13 protein-coding genes are annotated in these 17,410 nt (G+C 59.2%); 4 read left to right on the forward strand and 9 right to left on the reverse strand.

Translation table 11 applies throughout. The annotated features are described in order from the left end of the window. Positions 1-184: 184 nt before the first annotated feature. Together lpxI and HY011_03720 are read left to right on the forward strand one after the other, a co-directional pair. On the forward strand, positions 185-1,003 hold the full coding sequence (lpxI, locus tag HY011_03715; GenBank protein ID MBI3422020.1) for a UDP-2,3-diacylglucosamine diphosphatase LpxI: 819 nt from the start codon (positions 185-187) through the stop codon (positions 1,001-1,003). Positions 1,004-1,384: 381 nt separating this feature from the next. Next, positions 1,385-1,786, forward strand: coding sequence for a DUF1801 domain-containing protein (locus HY011_03720; GenBank protein MBI3422021.1), 402 nt, complete (start codon positions 1,385-1,387; stop codon positions 1,784-1,786). 33 nt (positions 1,787-1,819) lie between these two features. Here the strand turns inward: HY011_03720 and HY011_03725 are convergent, their stop codons facing one another. Then, complete coding sequence (locus tag HY011_03725) at positions 1,820-2,251, reverse strand: acyl-CoA thioesterase (GenBank protein MBI3422022.1); 432 nt, start codon at positions 2,249-2,251, stop codon at positions 1,820-1,822. Positions 2,252-2,320: 69 nt separating this feature from the next. On the opposite strand from HY011_03725, the gene HY011_03730 reads away from it, so the two are divergent. After that, a complete protein-coding gene (locus HY011_03730) occupies positions 2,321-3,154 on the forward strand; it encodes a DUF445 family protein (GenBank protein MBI3422023.1) in 834 nt (277 codons plus the stop codon). Positions 3,155-3,297: 143 nt separating this feature from the next. On the opposite strand, the gene HY011_03735 is transcribed toward HY011_03730, so the two are convergent. Then, entirely contained in the window at positions 3,298-7,266 is a 3,969-nt protein-coding gene (locus tag HY011_03735) for a pre-peptidase C-terminal domain-containing protein (GenBank protein ID MBI3422024.1), read from the reverse strand. Positions 7,267-7,650: 384 nt separating this feature from the next. On the opposite strand from HY011_03735, the gene HY011_03740 reads away from it, so the two are divergent. Further along, entirely contained in the window at positions 7,651-10,773 is a 3,123-nt protein-coding gene (locus tag HY011_03740; protein ID MBI3422025.1) for a CHAT domain-containing protein, read from the forward strand. Between the two features lie 7 nt (positions 10,774-10,780). On the opposite strand, the gene HY011_03745 is transcribed toward HY011_03740, so the two are convergent. From HY011_03745 to HY011_03775, 7 genes are all read right to left on the reverse strand, one after another. Beyond that, positions 10,781-12,109: a zf-HC2 domain-containing protein gene (locus HY011_03745; protein MBI3422026.1), complete on the reverse strand. Its 1,329-nt coding sequence runs from the start codon at positions 12,107-12,109 to the stop codon at positions 10,781-10,783. A 92-nt stretch (positions 12,110-12,201) separates the two neighbouring features. After that, positions 12,202-13,185 carry a hypothetical protein gene (locus HY011_03750; GenBank protein ID MBI3422027.1) on the reverse strand — a complete coding sequence of 328 codons (984 nt, stop codon included), beginning with the start codon at positions 13,183-13,185 and terminating at the stop codon, positions 12,202-12,204. A 288-nt stretch (positions 13,186-13,473) separates the two neighbouring features. After that, positions 13,474-14,511 carry a S1/P1 nuclease gene (locus tag HY011_03755; GenBank protein ID MBI3422028.1) on the reverse strand — a complete coding sequence of 346 codons (1,038 nt, stop codon included), beginning with the start codon at positions 14,509-14,511 and terminating at the stop codon, positions 13,474-13,476. A gap of 379 nt (positions 14,512-14,890) precedes the next feature. Beyond that, entirely contained in the window at positions 14,891-15,328 is a 438-nt protein-coding gene (locus HY011_03760) for a DUF1801 domain-containing protein (GenBank protein ID MBI3422029.1), read from the reverse strand. A 372-nt stretch (positions 15,329-15,700) separates the two neighbouring features. Further along, complete coding sequence (locus tag HY011_03765; protein ID MBI3422030.1) at positions 15,701-16,105, reverse strand: hypothetical protein; 405 nt, start codon at positions 16,103-16,105, stop codon at positions 15,701-15,703. A gap of 330 nt (positions 16,106-16,435) precedes the next feature. Then, the gene (locus tag HY011_03770; protein ID MBI3422031.1) at positions 16,436-16,822 is read right to left on the reverse strand and encodes a VOC family protein; all 387 of its coding nucleotides are present in this window, start codon (positions 16,820-16,822) and stop codon (positions 16,436-16,438) included. 185 nt (positions 16,823-17,007) lie between these two features. After that, a complete protein-coding gene (locus tag HY011_03775; protein MBI3422032.1) occupies positions 17,008-17,271 on the reverse strand; it encodes a type II toxin-antitoxin system PemK/MazF family toxin in 264 nt (87 codons plus the stop codon). Between the last annotated feature and the right edge of the window lie 139 nt (positions 17,272-17,410).

The following is a 17,410-nucleotide window of genomic DNA, read 5'->3' on the forward strand; positions in this document are numbered from 1 at the left end:
CCCCATCCGGGGCGTGCGTGGCTGGCGTGCCGGGTTCCGGTGGTTGCGGCGAGGCCTCCACCACCGGCTAATCTCCCGCGCGCCTCCGGCGCAAAGAATTGTCAAATCCGAGCCGAACTTTCTTACTGCGTAACATCAGTTATCAAATCAAGTGCACGACAACCAATCCAATCCGCAATCCGCAATCCGCAATCCGCAATCCGTTTGCGGTTTAATCGCGGGCAATGGCCGCTTCCCCTTTCTAGTACTCGACGGCGCGCGCCGCGCCGGTGTCGAAATGGCCGTGGCCGCCATCTCGGAAGAAACCGACCCGCGCCTCGCCGAAATGGCGCAGACCATCGAATGGCTGGGCGTCGGCCAACTCGGCAAGCTCATCAAGTTCCTCAAACGCGCGGGCGTCACCCACGCGATCATGGCCGGGCAAGTCAAACACGTCCAGGTTTTCAAACTCAACGCGCTGCCCGATTTGCGCATGGCGCGGATGCTGGCGCGCTTGAAACGGCGCAACACCGACGCCTTGCTGGGCGCGGTCGCCGACGAACTCGCCAGCGAAGGTATCACGCTGCTTGATTCGACCACCTTCCTGCAACCGCTGCTCGCCCGCGCGAGCACGCTCACCAAGCGCGCGCCGAATAAACACGAACTGGCCGACATCGAATATGGCCTGCACGTCGCCCACGAACTCGCGCGGCTGGATTTGGGCCAAACCATCGTCGTCAAAGACCAAGCGGTCGTCGCGCTCGAAGCGATGGAAGGCACCGATGCCACCATTCGCCGCGCTTCGGAACTGGTGCGCGGGCGACCGCTCACCGTCATCAAAGTCGCCAAGCCGAATCAGGATATGCGCTTTGATGTGCCGGTGATCGGCCTGCAAACTATCGAGACGCTGAAAGTTTGTCACGTGACAGCGATGTCATTGACGGCGGATAAGACGCTGATCTTTGATCGCCAAGAAACGCTGCTGGCAGCAGATAAGAGCAAGATTGCGTTGGTGGCGCGGTGATTACTTCCACAAAGAGACACGAACGGGCACGAAGCATTTTGGAAACATTCGTGCCCGTTCGTGTCTCTTGTATGTTCGACAAGCTGCTAGCTTGTCGAACTTTTGGCCCACACCCTGTGGGAACAACGAAGACGCTGCAAGCCAACATCGTGGCTGACCCGTTTCGGTTTGATATCCAAGCTGCGACAAGCTGCCAGCTTGTCGCACAACTTAGCGTCTTCGTGGAAGGTTATCCTGAAACTTTCGCTGGTGTTCTAGCGGTGTGTTGCTGCGTTATGAAGAATTTTCGGCCTCAAATCCCGCCGTGCTATATTCACCCGCTGAGCGTATCGGCTGGCGCAAGGTTAAGACATAGATCAAGCAAGAAGAAAAGGAGCAACCATGAGAACGGAATTGCTGCGATTTAACGGAGGTGTCAAGCGAGATCCCGCCATTGATGCTTGGATGAAAGAACATCCAGGTGAATTGGGAGCCATCGCGCATCAGTGGTTTGAAGTGATGCGTGAGTGCGGGGACGAAGTCCGGGAGCTTTTACATGACGGCTGTCCAGTTGCATGTCTGGGAGATGCGCCCTTCGGCTATGTCAATGTATTCACCTCGCACGTCAACGTGGGGTTCTTTCACGGCGCAGCGTTGTCAGATCCGGCTCGCTTGTTGCAAGGCAATGGCAAATCCATGCGCCATGTGAAGCTGAGACCTGGAGCAGCCACAAGCGCCGCAGCGCTAAGCAGGCTCATAAATACGGCGTACTCGGATATAAAGGCGCGTGTCGAAAACGGCTAGTGACCTGCTGAGCGGCAACACAAGATTCGGACACTACAAAACTTTCGGCCCGCGCATCTTTTCCGCAAACATTGGCGGAAACGCCCGCGCCCGTCCTTGGCTATTCATCACAATGTGGTGCGTCTCGCCTGCGGCCAGCAACAATCCGTCACTCGCCCGCACAATTTCATAGGCAAAGCTGATCGCCCGGCTGCGCAATTCCAGCAGGCGCGAACGCACGATCAATTCGTCGTCATAGCGCGCCGGGTTGCGATACTTCACGCGGCACTCGGTGACGGGCAGAAAGGCGTCGGCTTCTTTTTCCATGTCGCGGTAGTTAAAGCCATAGTCACGGCACCATTCGACGCGCCCGACCTCAAACCAGATCAGGTAATTTGCGTGATAGACCACGCCCGCTTGATCGGTCTCGGCATAGCGCACGCGCACGCGCGTTTCGCTCCACTCATGATTTTGTGATCCTGTCATAGCTTTTCCCCGTATGTCCCACATGCTGGTACAGTACCGCGTGAAGTCAAAAAGGATCACGGTCATTTGATGAACGTCGAATTGTTAGTGAAACTCAGTCCCGTGGTGGTCGCCACGTTGCACGGTTACGGCGCGGCTTGGCTGGCGGTGCGGATGCTGTTTCGCCCGCGCCAGCCGCATTACATTTTCGGCTGGCAAATTCCGCTGACGCCAGGGATGCTGCCGAAAGAGCGGGCGCGCTTCATCGTCGCCCTCTCCGGAGCCATTGCCGAACGCCTGCTCAACATCGAAGTCATCGCCGCCGAATTGACCAAGCTCGATCTCGAAAGCGAAATCGCCGCGCTGGCCCAACGCGAATACACCAGCTTCACCAGCAATGAAACTGCACTGCAAGCCATCACCGAACACATGCGCGAGCGGCTCATCCAGCTTAGCCAGGCGGAAGAACCCAAGCAGGCCATCGTCCGTCAATTGCGCGGGATGATTGACCGCCAAACCGCCACTGCCGGGTTCGTGCGCCGCCTGGCCGCCGAATACTTGCTCGATCAGGAAACGCTGTACGCGCTGGTGGGCCGCGCGCTCGAAGGCCTGGCCGATGGCATCGCCGAAAGCTCTTATGTGCGCCACACCGTCAGCGAAGCGCTGGCGCAAATGCCGCAAAAGCTGCTCAAAGGGAATCGCCTCGTTTCGTCTTCCGCGATTGCCGATCTAGTCGAAACGCTCAGCCGCAAACTGGACGTGCGCGCCATCTTGATGAACCGCCTGAACGCCTTTTCCAATGAAGACATGGAAAACCTGGTCATGGAAACCGCCGGGCGCGAGATCAAAGCGATTGTCTGGTTTGGCGCGGGGATTGGGTTGGTGGTGGGCGTGTTACAGACGGCGCTGAATTTTGTTTGGTAGGCGGGCTGAATCAGTACGGCATTGTTCATTGTTCATTGTTCATTTGTCATTGCCCGGCAGCGCATTCCGCAATGAACAATGCGCCCCGGCGAAAGCCACCGGCTCTTGATTGAACAAGAGCCGGTGGCTTTTGTATTCAGGGGCTATCTGAAATTGATGAGCACTCCATTGGAAAGCTTCCCGTCCACACTCAGCGTCAGCGTTGTCTCGCCCGCGCCCGCCAGCCGCGCGGGCAGCGGCAGGTTGATTTGATCCAGCCCGGCCAAACCTTGCGCGCCCGCGAAATCCACCGGCAGGCGTTCGCGATCCAGATTGGCCGTCACGCGGCTCAACGCGCTGCGCCCGCGTATGCCCGTGCCGAATAAGACCAGGATGACTTGTTCGCCCGGATTGTTCACAACCAGCGGAATTGGCTGAAAGCGGTTGGTCGCGCGGTCGAGTTCGGCCGCCGGCTCGAAGCGTTGCGCGCCGTTCGACAACACGCGCAAGAGCACTGCCGCCGGCGCGCCTTGCCCGTTGGCGTTTGCCGTGAACAAGCCCGGTGCGACGGTTTCGATGGTGAGCACGCCAGTCGAAGTATTGCCGTCCGCGCTGGTGATGAGCACGGTGTATGGCCCGGCGGGCGTGCCGGCGGGCACCAGATAATTGATCTGGCTGGCCGAGACGAAAAAGAGTTGCGCCAGGCGTTCGACGCGCGCACCATCAATCAGCTTGACCGTCGTGCCGCCCAGTTCGGTGGGCAGCGGCGTCGTTGTCGCCGACACCGTGCGCGTCGCCAGCCGCGCGCCAAAGACGGCGACGATGCCGTTGGCCGCGAACTTGCCGGTGAACGAAGCCGCCGACAGATTCGCCAGCGGGCCATTGATCGTGAAGTTGCTGGCGCTGGATTCGCCGCCGCCGGGCGTAGGGTTGAAGAGCGTCACACGCGCTGTGCCCGCGTTGGCGATGTCAGCAGCGGCAATTTCCGCCGTTACGGTATTGCGTCCGGTCACAGTGGTCGTGAGTGCGCGCCCGTTCCAACGAATCACCGTATCGGCCACGAGGTTGTCGCCTGTGACCGTCAGCGTGAAGCGTTCGCCGCCCGCTAGTGCTGCGTTCGGCGCGAGCGCGGCAAGTGTCGGCAAAGGATTGGGCGCGACGGCGGCCTGGTTGATGAAATGGACTTGCCCGTTGTTGATGTCGCCGACCAACAGTTGCGCAGTGCGCGCCGCGCCGGTGTTGGCTTTGACGGCGTATTGCACCGTGCCATTGCCTTTCTGGCCGGGCGTTTGGCCGAAGAGCAACATGCCGCTTGGCGCGGTCGCCGTGATGCTCCACGGGCATTCGGCGTCGGTCGCCGTGACGTTGAAACTGCCGCCGCCGCCGCCCGCCGTAAAGCCGCGGTTCTGCGGATCAACGGTGAACTTGCAACCGCTGCGTTGTTGAATGGTGAAGGCATTGCCCGCGATGTTCAGGATGGCTTCGCGCGCGGGGCCGGCATTGGGCGCGATGGTGACGTTGACCATGCCATTGCCCGCGCCGGTTTCGCCCGCGTTGATCTTGATCCAACTGGCATAGCTGAACGCATTCCACGGGCAACCGGTTGTCGCGGCCACGGTGAAATTGATCGTCGTGCCCGCCGCCAGAATGATGTCCGGCGTCGGCGTCACCAGCGTGTTGCAATCCGACAGCAAACGGATTTTGTACGCGCCCAGCGCCGAAGCGCCGTTGTTGTGGCTGGCTTCGATGGTGGAGGTTCCCGTGGCGGTCAGCGTGAAAAAACCTTGCGGATAGGGAATGCGCGCGCGTCCGCCGTGCGCGTCCTGATTGATCAGCGTGCCCGTCGGACTGAGCAGCCGCAAGCGGGGCGTGAGTTCCGTGCTATCCATCTCGATGGCGATGCGCTGCCCGTTCGTGCCGCTGAAGGTGTAAAGGTCAGTGTAGGGAAATTCGTTGGCGTCGTTGGTCAGCGGCGCGCGGCAATCGGTGATGGACAAGCTGCCCGACAACACTTGTCCAGTTTGAATGGGCGCGGCGACGCATTGATGGGCCTGATGCACCTGAAGCTGCGGCCCGCCTGCCAGTTTGATGATGCCGGTGCGCGCGCCTGTGTCGGAAGTGAAGGCATCTACATCGGCGAGGATAGATTCCGTGGCGTCGCTGCCGCTGGTCTTGCGCAAGCGCAACCACGCGGAATCCGAACTGGCCGTCCACGCGCAACGGTCGGGATTGTTCAGCAGCGCCGCCGCGACGCCAGCTTTGGCGGGCAAAAATACATCGGTCTTGCTCAACGACAGATCGCACACTTGCTGCGCAGCCAGCGTGAACGCGCCTGCTTGATTGAGAATGGAAGTGGAAACTTCGATGATGTAAGAGCCGGTGTCCGGCAAGGTGAAAACGATTTGCGCGTTCGGGCCGCCGCCGCTGTCGTCATCCTCAGCCAGCAAGGTGCGCTTGCTGCCGTGGATCAAATACAGATAGCCGTCAAAGGCGCTGGAACTGAGCGTGAGTTTGACTCTCTGCCCGGCCTGCCCGTTGAACGTGAACACCTTGGCAAAAAAGCCTAGCCCGTAAACCCGCGAAGGCATCGCACTGGTCAGCGTATCGTTGATGACTTGCGGCGTGTTGACGCTGAGCGGCGGAATCGGTGGCGATGGCAAGCCGCGATCGCCCAGCACGACCCAGGTATCAATCTGCGGGTAAAAATCGCGGAAGCGTCCGTAGCGGCTGTTGATCTTGGTCGAGCAACTATCGAAATCAATTCCGCAACTCAGCACGCCAAAGAGCGCCTGCGAATCGGCGAAATACAAACCCGAACCGCTCGACCCCGGTTCCGTGATTCCGCTGCCCCAAAGTATGTCGTAGCCTTCATTCAACCCGGTGGCATCGCAGCCAAACTGGTTCAAGACCAAGCCGCCGTTGGAGCGCCGCAGAAACGAGCCGCGCGGATGATGCAAGCCGAACACGTTGGGGAAATCGGTGAGGCCGATTTCCTTGGTGCTCCAACCGGCGTAAACCTGGCCGGACGCTGCGCCATTGAGCACACGCAACAAGGTTTGATCCACGGCCTTGCGCGTGCGCAGCAAATACGTGCCGCGCGGCGTGATCGTGAAATTCGTTCCGGCCACGCCGCTGTTGCAGGCGCTGCTGCGATATTGCCAGGTCACTTGCACGGTCGCCGCTTGCGTAGCCGTGGCGATGCAATGGTTGGCCGTCAAAAAATACGGTGAACCCGGATCATTCACCGTCGTCAGCATCGTGCCCGAACATAACGCGCTTTTGCCGTCGCGCATAAAGCTGATCAACCCGACGGCGTTGTTGAGCGGATTCGGCGAACAATTCGCATCGTTGTGGCAACTCAATGGCTGCGTCTGCTCAGGGCTGAGCGCGCTTTCCAGTTTGGCCGCATCCAAAAAGGCCGTGAAGTGATGCGTGATTTCCGGGATGGCGAACGTGCCGCGCGGCGCGCCGTGCGGGCTGTAATGCTCGATGATCAACGTGTCGCCCTGCGCCGTCTCTGTCCAGAAATCGCCATGCGCGCCTTTCTCGCCGCGCGCTTGTCCCACCGGCCCGCGCCCGCGATAAGGGCCGCCGACCGGGCTGTTCGCGGCGTTGCCGTAAACGTAAACCGCTTCGCCCGCAGGCAAATCGAATTCGGTCAGGTGCGCGAACATTTCCAACGCGCCCGGCGATTGAATGGTGAGGATGCGCAACTCGCTGCCATCGTCGTTTTTGATGCGCCGCGCGAGCTTGCCTTGATTGACATCGGCGGACGCCAAACTCACTTTGCGCGCGACGCCGATGACGCCGGGTTCATAGGTTCTTTCAGTTGCCGGGTCGAACGCGGCCAGGCGGCGGCTGACGGTCAGGCTTTCCGCCGCGATGCCATAGCGGCGGCTCGGCAATTCGAGTTGCGCTTTGCCAGGCACGCCTTGTTCAAGCGCGTCAGGGCTGGTGCGCGCCGCGTCGGTTGCTGGCGCGCGCGCATAGGTCGGCGCGCTGGTTCCGTCGAATTGCACCTGCGACGCCGCCCGGCGTCCGTCCAGCAGGAAGAGGCAAAAACAGGACACGGCAAAGGCTGCGCACATGCGCAACGGCAGTGAGCCACAACAACGCAACAGGGATTTTTGCATAAGGCGCGTTCTCTCTTTAGATCGGATGGCAGAGCGGTGTACGGGAAAAAGCGCGCTCCGGGGCAGTACCGCGCGCGTCAGCAAGCGGAGACTCAGGGTGTGCCGTATTGCGTCAGCGTTGACGCACCGCTTGCTGACGCGCGCGGTACTGCTCCCAGCGCGCCGCCCGTACATTCAATTGCAAACTGATCTAGACCTTCAACCAAACGAAAACTGACGGCTGGCGCGAATGCCAGTTCAGCTTTCTTATCTAGTGGAGGCGTTGAAAGGCGCGGCATATTGCCAGGGCGGCGGATTTTTTTGCTGGCAAGGCGTTGTGTTGGCGTTTCAGCGCGCCTGCGGCAGAATGACGCGGCAATTTTTAGCAGGAGCCATGCAAGAGCAATGAAGCGAGCCTTATTTGTCTGTCTCTCATTTGTGTGTGGGCTGAGCCTGGCTCCGACGCCACCGCGTGCGCGCGCGCAAACCGCGCAAAGCGCCGTCGAACAACTGGCCGCCGCCCTCGCGCAAGCCAAAGACGAGGGCGCGCGTCAGGCATTGCTCGCTGCACAACCCGCGCTCGCCACGTCACAGTTGGTCAAAGCCTTGATGGATGCCAGCGATCCGCTGGCGGATAGCGGCCAGTATCACGCAGCCATCGCCCTGCGCGACTTCACGCTGGCACTGGCTGAACGCCTCAACGACCGCGAAAGCGCGGCCCGCTTGTTGCGCAAAATCGGCGGCGCGTATTACCGCTTGAACCAGTACGACAACGCGCGCGCTTACGGCGAACGCACACTCAAGCTGGCGACCGAATTGCAGCACACGGAAATCATCGGTTATGCGCATCACCTCTTCGCTAACATTCACAATTCGCGTGAAGAGTTCGCCCAAGCCGACGCCGAATTGCGCCTGGCGCTCGCCTGTTATGAGCAAAGCGAGCTGCTGACGCCGCAAGGGCAAACCTGGAACGACCTCGCCAACAATTACCGCAGTTGGGGCAAGTTCGCGCAGGCCGAAGCCGCGTTTGAACGCGCGCTGGCGTTGCATCAACAAACTGGCAATCAACGTTCGTTCGCCATCACGCTGTTGAATCAGGCGAATCTGTTTTACACGCGCTCTGATTACCTGCGCGCGCGGGCGCAATACCAGCGCGCTTATGAATTGCTGACGCAATTGCGGCTGACCCATTTCGCGCTGCTCGCGCTGGGCAACCTCGGCGTCGTCGAGCGCTTGCTGGGCAACACCGAAGAGGCCGAGGCCGCATTGCAGCGCACGCTCAAGACGCTGGCGGAAATCGGCGATGAGCAAGGTCAGTTTCCCGCGCTCACGGCGTTGGGCAATCTGTATTTCGCGCGCGGCGATGACGCGCGCGCCTGGGCGCAATACCAACGGCTGCGTAGCTTGGCCGAAAAACTCGGCAACAAGTTGAGCGTTGGCATTGCGCTGATGAATACGGCGGGTGTTTACGCCCGCAACAATCAACTGGCGTTGGCGCTCGACACCAATCGGCAGGCCTTGCCGCTATTCGAGCAATTGAATGACAAAACGCAACTCGCCGAACTCTGGCAAAAATTCGGCGACCTTTATGACACCAACGGCCAACTCACCGAAGCCCGCGCCGCCTGGCAAACGGCGTTGCAATACGCCGAGGCCGCCGGCGACCGCAAAGCGCAAGCCGGAATCTATGAAGCGCTGGCAAGCTCTCACCGCCGCCAGCAGCAATTCGCCGCCGCTGAGCAGGCGTTGCAACGCGCCACGCAACTGGCGCAGGCGGCCTCACTGCGCGTGAACCTATTGGGCTTGAACGCCGAGCGCGCCACCTTGCAGTTGGCGCGCGGCGAATTTGCCGCCGCCTTGCAAACCGCCGCGCAATTGCAAACCGAGGCCGCCGCCCTGGGGCACGAAGACGCTTTCCCCGAAGCCTATGTCGTCGCTGGCCGCGCGCAGCTCGCGCTCAAACAACCCGCCCAAGCCGAACGCGCGTTCACTCAGGCCATCCAGCTTGTCGAAAAGCTGCGCACGCAAACCGCCGGGAATGAGAGCGCGCGGCAAAGCTTTTTCAGTACGCGCCTCGCCGCGCATCAGGCGCTGTTGCCGCTGCTCATTCAACAGCAACGTCACGCTGAAGCCTTCACGCTGGCCGAACGCATGAAAGCCCGCGTGCTGCTCGACGTGTTGCAAACCGCCGGCGCGCGCCCCGCCAAAACGCTCACGCCCGTCGAACAGCAGCGCGAACGCGAACTCGCCGAAACACTCGCCAGTTTGAATGCGCAACTGCGCACCGAATTGACGGCGGAAAAAACCGACGCCCAACGCGCCGCCGACCTGACCATGCGCCGTGACCAGGCGCGGCTGGCGCGCGAGGCGTTCGAGACCCAGCTTTACACCGCGCATCCCGAATTGCGCACCCAACGCGGCGCGGCGCAGTTGCTCACGCTGACCGAGGCCAATGCCGTGTTGCCCGACACGCACACGGCCTGTCTCGAATTTGCCGCGACGGATGACCAGACGTTTCTGTTTGTGCTGACGCGCGGCGTCCAGGCTGCGGCGCTCAATGTCTATCCGCTCAACCTCACGCGCGCGGAACTCACGCGGCGCACTGAAAGCTTCCGGCAATTGCTGGCCGCGCGCGATCCGGCTTACAAACCGGCGGCGCGCGCGTTGTATGACGCGCTGCTCGCTCCGGCGCGGGCGGCGTTGTTAGGCAAAACGCGCCTGCTGATCGTGCCGGATGGCGCGCTCTGGGAATTGCCGTTTCAAGCGCTGGTGAATGAAACGGGCCGCCATTTGCTCGAAAGCTGCACCATTGCTTATGCCCCCTCGCTGACCGTGTTGCGCGAGATGCAGGCGCCACACCGCGCGCCCGCCGCCACGACCGGCTTGCTCGCCTTTGGCAATCCGCAATTCGGCAGCCGCCAAAACGAACCGCGCCAACTCGCCTTGCGCGCCGATCCGCGCACGCCGCTGCCCGAAGCCGAACGCGAAGTGAAGGCGCTGGCCCAGCTTTACGGCTCCGCGCACAGCCGCGTTTACATCGCCGCCGCCGCCAGCGAAACGCGCCTCAAAGCCGAAGCCGCCCAGGCGCGCGTGCTGCATTTCGCCACGCACGGCGTGTTGAACGACGCCGCGCCGCTCTATTCGCATCTGGTATTGGCGGCGGATGAAACTGGCGAAGACGGTTTGCTCGAAGCCTGGGAATTGATGCGCCTTGATCTGCACGCGGAACTGGCTGTGCTCTCGGCCTGCGAAACCGCGCGAGGCCGCGTCGGCGCGGGCGAAGGGCTGATCGGCCTGACCTGGGCGCTCTTTGTCGCCGGCTGCCCCGCGACGGTGGCGAGCCAGTGGAAAGTCGAAGCGGCCAGCACCGCGCAACTGATGATCGAATTTCATCGCCGCTTGAACGCTGCGCCGCACGTTGCCAAAGCCGAAGCCTTGCGCGCGGCGGCGTTGAAGCTGCTGGCGAGCGAAACGTATCGCCATCCGTTTTATTGGGCGGGGTTCGTGCTGCTGGGCGATGGATTGTAGTTTGCCGCTATTGATTCAGACTGCGCCGTTGCGTCCGCAAATCATTCAACAACTGCTTGGCGAGGGGCGCTTGCGGATTCGCTTGCGCCAGCTTTTGCAATTCGCGTTCAGCCTCATCAAACAAACCGGCCTGCGCATACAACAAGCCCAGCAACAAATTGGAAACTGGCGTGCGGCGGCGCGCGGCGGCGATTTCATCGGCTTTGGCTTGGTCGAGGATTTTGAAGCGCGCTTCGGGCGCGGGTGCGACCGGAGCTTTGATTTCCTGGCCGTCTTTGCTGGCGGTGACTTGCCACAGATAAACCCGTTCGCGCGGCAACGGTTGCGGCGGCGTCCAGGTAGTCGTGCTCAAATCCTGGCTTTGCGCCACGCTTTCGTAATTGGCGGTAAAAATCGTGACGCGGTAACTGGTGGCATTTTTCAACGGCTGCCAGCGCAATTGCGGACGATCGGCCAACACGACTTTACCGACGGGCGCGCGCAATGCGAAGGTTTCGCCGCCAGCAGGCGCGCCCAGCAATACATCGGGCCGGTTGCCCAGCGGCGCGGGCGCGGCGGGCAGCGTGACTTTGCCCGCCTGCAAGGCCAGCAGCACCAGTTGTCGTTGCGGCGGATTGATCTCTGTGAGGCCGTTGAGTTGGCCCTGGCGATCAAGCGTGATTTGCGTGGCGCCATCGGTCAGCGCGGCGATCAGGTTGGCTGGCTCGGGTGTGGGCGCGGTGGGTGGTGCGGCGAACGGGTTGGGCAACGGGGCGTTGCGTGTTTGCGCGGCGAGCAATTCGGTTTGCAAGCGCGCCTTGTCACGCTGCGCGGTGGCGAGTTGCGCGCGCAAGTCCGTGACTTCCTGCCGCAGGTTGCGTGTGGCCAGCCAAGCGACGAGCAAGCAGGCCGCCGCCGTGGCCGCCAATTGCAATGGCCAGCGCCAGCCGCTGGGTTGCCACCAGGCGCGCTCTTGTTTGCGCCGCACAGGCTGGGCGGGCGCGACATGCACGACTTCAGCGTCGTCAAGTTCACGGCGAAAGGCGCGCAGATCGTTTAGTTCCGCCGTGCAGTTGCGGCATTCGCGCAAATGCATTTCGGCGAGTTCACGCGCGGGCGCGGCGAGTTGCCGATCTACATACGCCGCCAATTCTTCATACGCGAGGTGCTGTGCTTCGACGTCCGCCAACGCTGTTTGCAGGGCGGCGAGGCTGGCGGCGGTTTCAGTGCTTTCAGTGAGCCGCGTTTGGCAGGCCGCACAGTTTTGTAAATGCGCGTCGAGTTGCCACAACTCCGCCGCGTCCAACGCGCGTTGGCGGTACCGTGTCAGCAGGTTGTCGGTCAGATGTTCAGTCAATGCTTTGTTCAGCCTCCCGTTCGTAGAGACGCGCAACCGCGGCGCATATTGCCAACGGCCAGAGATAAAGAAGAGATCAAGAAGACGAAAAGTTACGGCTCGCCCAAGCGCCGCGCCAACCGGCGACGGGCGGCCAGCCGCAAATTGATGACCTGTTGCCGCGTGATTCCCAAATGCGCCGCCAGCGTCAAATCATCGAGCGGCAAGTGGTTCCATAATTCCACCAGTTCAGCCAGGCTCAATTCCAACACCGCCGCCAATGTGCGCAAGCCCGCAATGCCCGTCAGATGAAAGAGCGCGAGTTGATTGCCGCCCTCCGGGTCGCGCAGGTTGAGCAGCAACGCGCGGCGTTGCGGCAGTGGCAACAAGCCGATTTCAGCCCAGAGCGTTTGCAAATAGGCGCGCCGCTCGAACGCCGTTTCCGCACTGGGACACGGATCGGCGAGGCTGTCCACTGTTTTTGCGGCAGCGGGTTCATCGTGAATCTCCAACACCTCAGCGAATAGATTCACCAGTTCGTCTAATTCGACCGGTTGATTGAGTTGCGCAAAGACAGCGGCGGTCAAATCGCGCAATGTGCGTGTGCGCGGCAACGCGGCACGGCAGGCGTCAAGCTGCGCCGTCGTGGCAGCGGTGGATGGGCGCGTTTGCCAAGCGCTGCGCCCGCACCACCAGACGCGCGGTCGCGCTTCCCACAGCGCCCAGCCGCCGGTGTGGGTCAACAGATAACGCACGCGGTTTTTGAGCGCGTGCCGTTGCGGCTGGCGCTGGCGCTGCCATTCGGCGCAGGTGTTGAACGCCACCACCGCCACATAGCCGGGAAAATCTTCCAGCGGCGATTCAGCGGTCGCGCGCAAGCGGGCCAGCAGTTTGGCGTGGATTTGCTGCTGCACTTCGAGCAGGTCATCGGTCGAGGCTTGCCCCCACAGCTTTTGTTTCAAGATAACTTGGATGAGCGGGGCGGCATGCGCGGCCAGCAGTTCCGTCAGCCACGCCTGGCGCGCGGCGGGCGCAGCGGCTTGCTGGTAATGTTCGTAGGCAGTGTGCGCGGCGGATGTGCTCAGCGGCTTCAGCATCGGGATGAGAGATAACGCAACGCACCGGAAAAGGGAAGCTGGTGGATGGCTTTGCTACAACACTCACTGGACAATAACTCGGTTAAAGAAATCACGGGGACGCGAGGAATACTGGGAAAGCCGATAACCTGCTGATCTTCCCAGTGCGCCCCGTGTCTCCCGTGGTTTCTTTCTAGTACTCCATCAAGCTGTAAGTGATGGATGATGAGAGCGCCTCCGGGATGTCGGGCGGGATTTAATCCCGCCCTACATCCCTCATTTTCAGCTTGATGGAGTACTAGCGCTGAATTATTGCAAGGCTTCTTCCAGCAGCGCCGCCAGACGCCAGCCTGCTTTGTGAATCTCGTCTTTGACAATGGCCGCCGCCCACAGCGCGTAAAACGTTCCGCCCGGCACGATTTTCTCTTCGGCCCGTCCGCTGGTGATGTCCTCGTGGCCGGCGGTGGCGACGATGTTTTTGAATTCCAGCCGCTCGTGGGCTTCGCGGGCGGCCAGCAGGGTTTCGTTGGCGACCTGCTCGGCCCAGGTTTCCGCGCCACCCGTCAATTGCCAATTCGCTGGTTCTTTGGCGACCAACCGTTGCGCGATCCGCGCGTTCGTGCTGGTCGTGCCAAACGCATTTTCCACCGTCTGGCCGTCCCAATAGGAGTGAAACTTCCCGGCGGACGTCTCCTTGCCCTTCATCAACGTGAAGAGGGTGAGTTTGTTGCCGCCCTGATCCGCAAAGCCATGATTGGCGGCGGTCGGTTCCAATGTCGCGCCGCTTGCATCAAAGTATTCCGCGCCGACGTGCAGCGGCTGGTGAATGTCGCCCAGGTAATGCGCCAGCAAGATCACGGCGACCGCTTTGGTGATGGCACGGTCGTTCTTTTCCGGCTCGTCGCCTTTCAGCACGCGCAAGCAGAAGGGAATCATCTGGACAATATCGAATTGCGACCGCCCCACCGGCCCGTCCGCATACTTTTCGCTGCCCAGCACAGGAACATCCGTGTAGTGAGATTCATGGTGCGAGGGGTGACCGCTGCACGGATTCATTCGCACAAACGCGCGCAGTTCGGAGTTGATGCGTTTCTTCGCCGTGACCGGCGTAGTGCTGGGATGGCTGTTACTGCAACTATCCCAGGACTTGATCGCGTCGGGTAGCGTGGCAGCTTGCTCCAGAGTTAAGCCATCCAGGATTAACTTGAGCTTGTCCGCGACCGCCTTGTTCTTAGCCAGCCGCTTGTCGGCGATGGCGCCGACCAACTGATGCCCGCGCGGCCCGTAAGGGTACCCGGTCACGGCGCACAGACTAACAGCGAGTAACACAGTCAGAAACTTTTTCATGGTATTTATTCTTGGAGGATTGCTGGGCAGTCGCGCCAAGAAATCTCCTTTCTCGGTGGTTTGAGGTTGTGGGTTGCGCGTCGTGCGAACGCACCGGGTAACAAACCCTAACAGCAAGTTGGTGTATCGCGAAAACAGAGCCGCACGCCTGGGGGCTGGATGTTACTTAAAAGCTTGCTGAATCGCGCGCCTGAGCAAACAATGAGTTCATAGCTAGCCCCTAAGCTCAGTTACTTGACATCTGTTCAACCGTAGCCGCGCCTGTAACATTGGCATCAAGCACAACCATCGTTGGCGCGGCTACGGTTGAACAGATGTTAGGTGCATCTTCGCCCAACAAAACATGATATTAGTGACTCCATGTATGTTGTCTAATCTGTCACTCATCCTGGTTCTTTGTCCGCTCAATGCCAAATCGTATTGCAGCTTCAAGTATCTCAATCCTAATATCTTCAAGTTTCTTGAATTTGATGCAGTACCCAGTTATGCTTGCCTTACCAATATCCTTTCCATATGTCTCTACGAGGTATTTCGCATCGTCAATCCCAAGGATATAGACAGAGATTCCTGATGTGTTTGCGCTGATACCAATCTGATAGAACTCTCTAGTCTTTCCGTTGGCGTATTTCATTGTCTGAGTCCCGTATCCCACATTGGGATTGGAGACAATCTTTCCACTCTCGTCTTTGCCATCCAGGAACCACAATTTACATTTCGGCATTACCTTCAGAATGATGCGGTGCAATTCCTGCATATCGATTCGTTTTGGTTCAACTTGACTATCGATGTACTTGTTGATTATTTCGTCAACGGTCATTTCGAATTCTCTCCTTTTTCTCAAATTGATCTATTGCAAGACTTTGGAATCGGTTCTCTTTGCGAACTAAGTATCATTTCTTCGCGATCAACACTAGGAGTCCGCTTTTTCTGGTACCGCGCCCGCAGGGTCCACCTAACGGCTCAATTAACCGGGCCGCGCCTGAGATGTGGAGGTAGTCGAAGCACTCGTTGGCGCGGCTCCAGTTGAACAGATGTTAGGAGGCCTGAGTGCCGCCATCAGCGGGGTTCGTTCGGCAGCATTCTGACGCCTACTTCGCCTAGTGGCAGAACAGTATGGGAACAAAAGCTCAGGATAAACAGCGCGCTACCGACCGCGCTGTCTGCAAGTATGATTCTGATTTCTTTTTTCCTAAGTGGTTGTATACAGTTTACCGCCCAAGATCGTCATTGGAAGTAAAAGCGCCGTGAAGATAACGTGATACCAAACGGGAACATACGGCCAGGACATAACCGCCTTCAGTAAACCAAGGGCCAGCAGCAGAAAGCCGAGGACTAGCGGCGCGCGTTGGTTTCCACCGGCGCTCAGCGCGGCCAGAAATCCGGACATCACCGAGACTATTGAACCGAGGACAATATGCGTGAGAAGCATCCTCGTGTCCGCTGTGAACTGACCACCATTGGTAATGGCCGCTTCGAACGCGCGTTGATGAGTGCCGAACTCCGGCCAAATGGCCGAAAGAATCTTCTCGCTTCCGAACCACACTATCGCCCAAGCAAAAAATCCGGCAATCACGCCCAAAACGATTCGTACCATAGACTCCTCCTATTTATTTCTTTGCAATGTCTTCACCAAGAATCAGCGCGTAACCGTTTGGGCCCTTTATCCCAAACTCATACATCTGATAGGCCATGTCCTGCGGTGGTAACATCACTTCAGCTTTATCTTTCAGGCTGCCCCAAAGCTCAGCGATGTTCGATACCGCCGATCAGAATTGCCAGGAACTCGTATGTCACAGCCTTGTCCGCCTAACAACCTGTTCACCGGGCCCCGTTGTAACACTCATTGAAATTTATCCCACTCGTTACGCGGCTACGGTGGAACAGATGTTAGGCCGCAGATTCGTGCTGAGGCCGACTGCCCTGATCATTGGCCGACAGGCGGTTGCCAAAGTTCTACTTTGTTTCCTTCTGGATCAATGACCCAGGCAAACTTCCCATACTCAGATTCGTCAATCTTCTCGAGCACATTGCAGCCTTCTTCCTTCAAGACCTTGACCAAGGCGTGGAGGTCTTCCACTCGGTAGTTGACCATGAAGGAAGCAGAGCTTGGAGCAAAGTGATTACTTTCTTGCGGATTGATTAACCAGGCAGTTGTGCCTGCCACCGGCTTGCCCTCGGCGTCGGTCCAATCGAAGGCAGCTCCGCCCCAGGCTTGGACAGCGATTCCCAAGTGCTGCTTGTACCAAGCCTGTAGCGCCGGAGCGTCTTTGGCTTTGAAGAAGATACCGCCAATGCCAGTGACTCGCTTCATTGTGTTATCCATATTTCTCCTATGTTTTGATACTGCCGGGTTCTTGTAGTTTGCTAAGTCACGAAGGCCGAACGACAAGTTAACCGTGCCGCGCCTGTAACATTAGTGGTCAAGCACAACGCTTGTTGGCGCGGCTACGGTTGAACAGATGTTCGGTGCAGCATAATCATTTATATTCGCTGAAATTAAAGGCTGAACAACTTTCGCAGTCTATTTTCAATTTCCGTCTGTTGCGCTAATGATAACTCGCCTAGCTGACGCAGAACGATTGATTTTGTGACTGTCATTAAACGATGAAGGCGAATGGTTGAAGACACTTTTAAGCCGGTGGTCGCAAAGTCCGCGTCCGACTTATCAATCACAAAATCGGTTGGTGAGGCACTCGCCGAAACTTGACTCGTAATAAAAGCCAGAACGATATGACTGTGCGGTTTGATTTCATCGGTCAAACGTAGTTGATTAGCGGCCTCTCTTGCCAAAATCAACTATTGAATTTAGATTGCCTGCCGCAATGAATCCCAATCTCACTCCTTCACGATTGAGTTATGAGCAACTGCTCGAACTGGTTCAGCAATTGATTGCTGAGAA

This window comes from Acidobacteriota bacterium (assembly GCA_016196035.1).
Taxonomy (GTDB): Bacteria; Acidobacteriota; Blastocatellia; order RBC074; family RBC074; genus JACPYM01.

Coding starts and splice junctions, on each gene's coding strand:
- HY011_03720 (MBI3422021.1), top strand. CDS start 1,385: ATGAGAACGGAATTGCTGCGATTTAACGGAGGTGTCAAGCGAGATCCC.
- HY011_03740 (MBI3422025.1), top strand. CDS start 7,651: ATGAAGCGAGCCTTATTTGTCTGTCTCTCATTTGTGTGTGGGCTGAGC.
- HY011_03760 (MBI3422029.1), bottom strand. CDS start 15,328: ATGACCGTTGACGAAATAATCAACAAGTACATCGATAGTCAAGTTGAA.
- HY011_03755 (MBI3422028.1), bottom strand. CDS start 14,511: ATGAAAAAGTTTCTGACTGTGTTACTCGCTGTTAGTCTGTGCGCCGTG.
- HY011_03730 (MBI3422023.1), top strand. CDS start 2,321: ATGAACGTCGAATTGTTAGTGAAACTCAGTCCCGTGGTGGTCGCCACG.
- HY011_03750 (MBI3422027.1), bottom strand. CDS start 13,185: ATGCTGAAGCCGCTGAGCACATCCGCCGCGCACACTGCCTACGAACAT.
- HY011_03725 (MBI3422022.1), bottom strand. CDS start 2,251: ATGACAGGATCACAAAATCATGAGTGGAGCGAAACGCGCGTGCGCGTG.
- HY011_03770 (MBI3422031.1), bottom strand. CDS start 16,822: ATGAAGCGAGTCACTGGCATTGGCGGTATCTTCTTCAAAGCCAAAGAC.
- HY011_03765 (MBI3422030.1), bottom strand. CDS start 16,105: ATGGTACGAATCGTTTTGGGCGTGATTGCCGGATTTTTTGCTTGGGCG.
- HY011_03735 (MBI3422024.1), bottom strand. CDS start 7,266: ATGCAAAAATCCCTGTTGCGTTGTTGTGGCTCACTGCCGTTGCGCATG.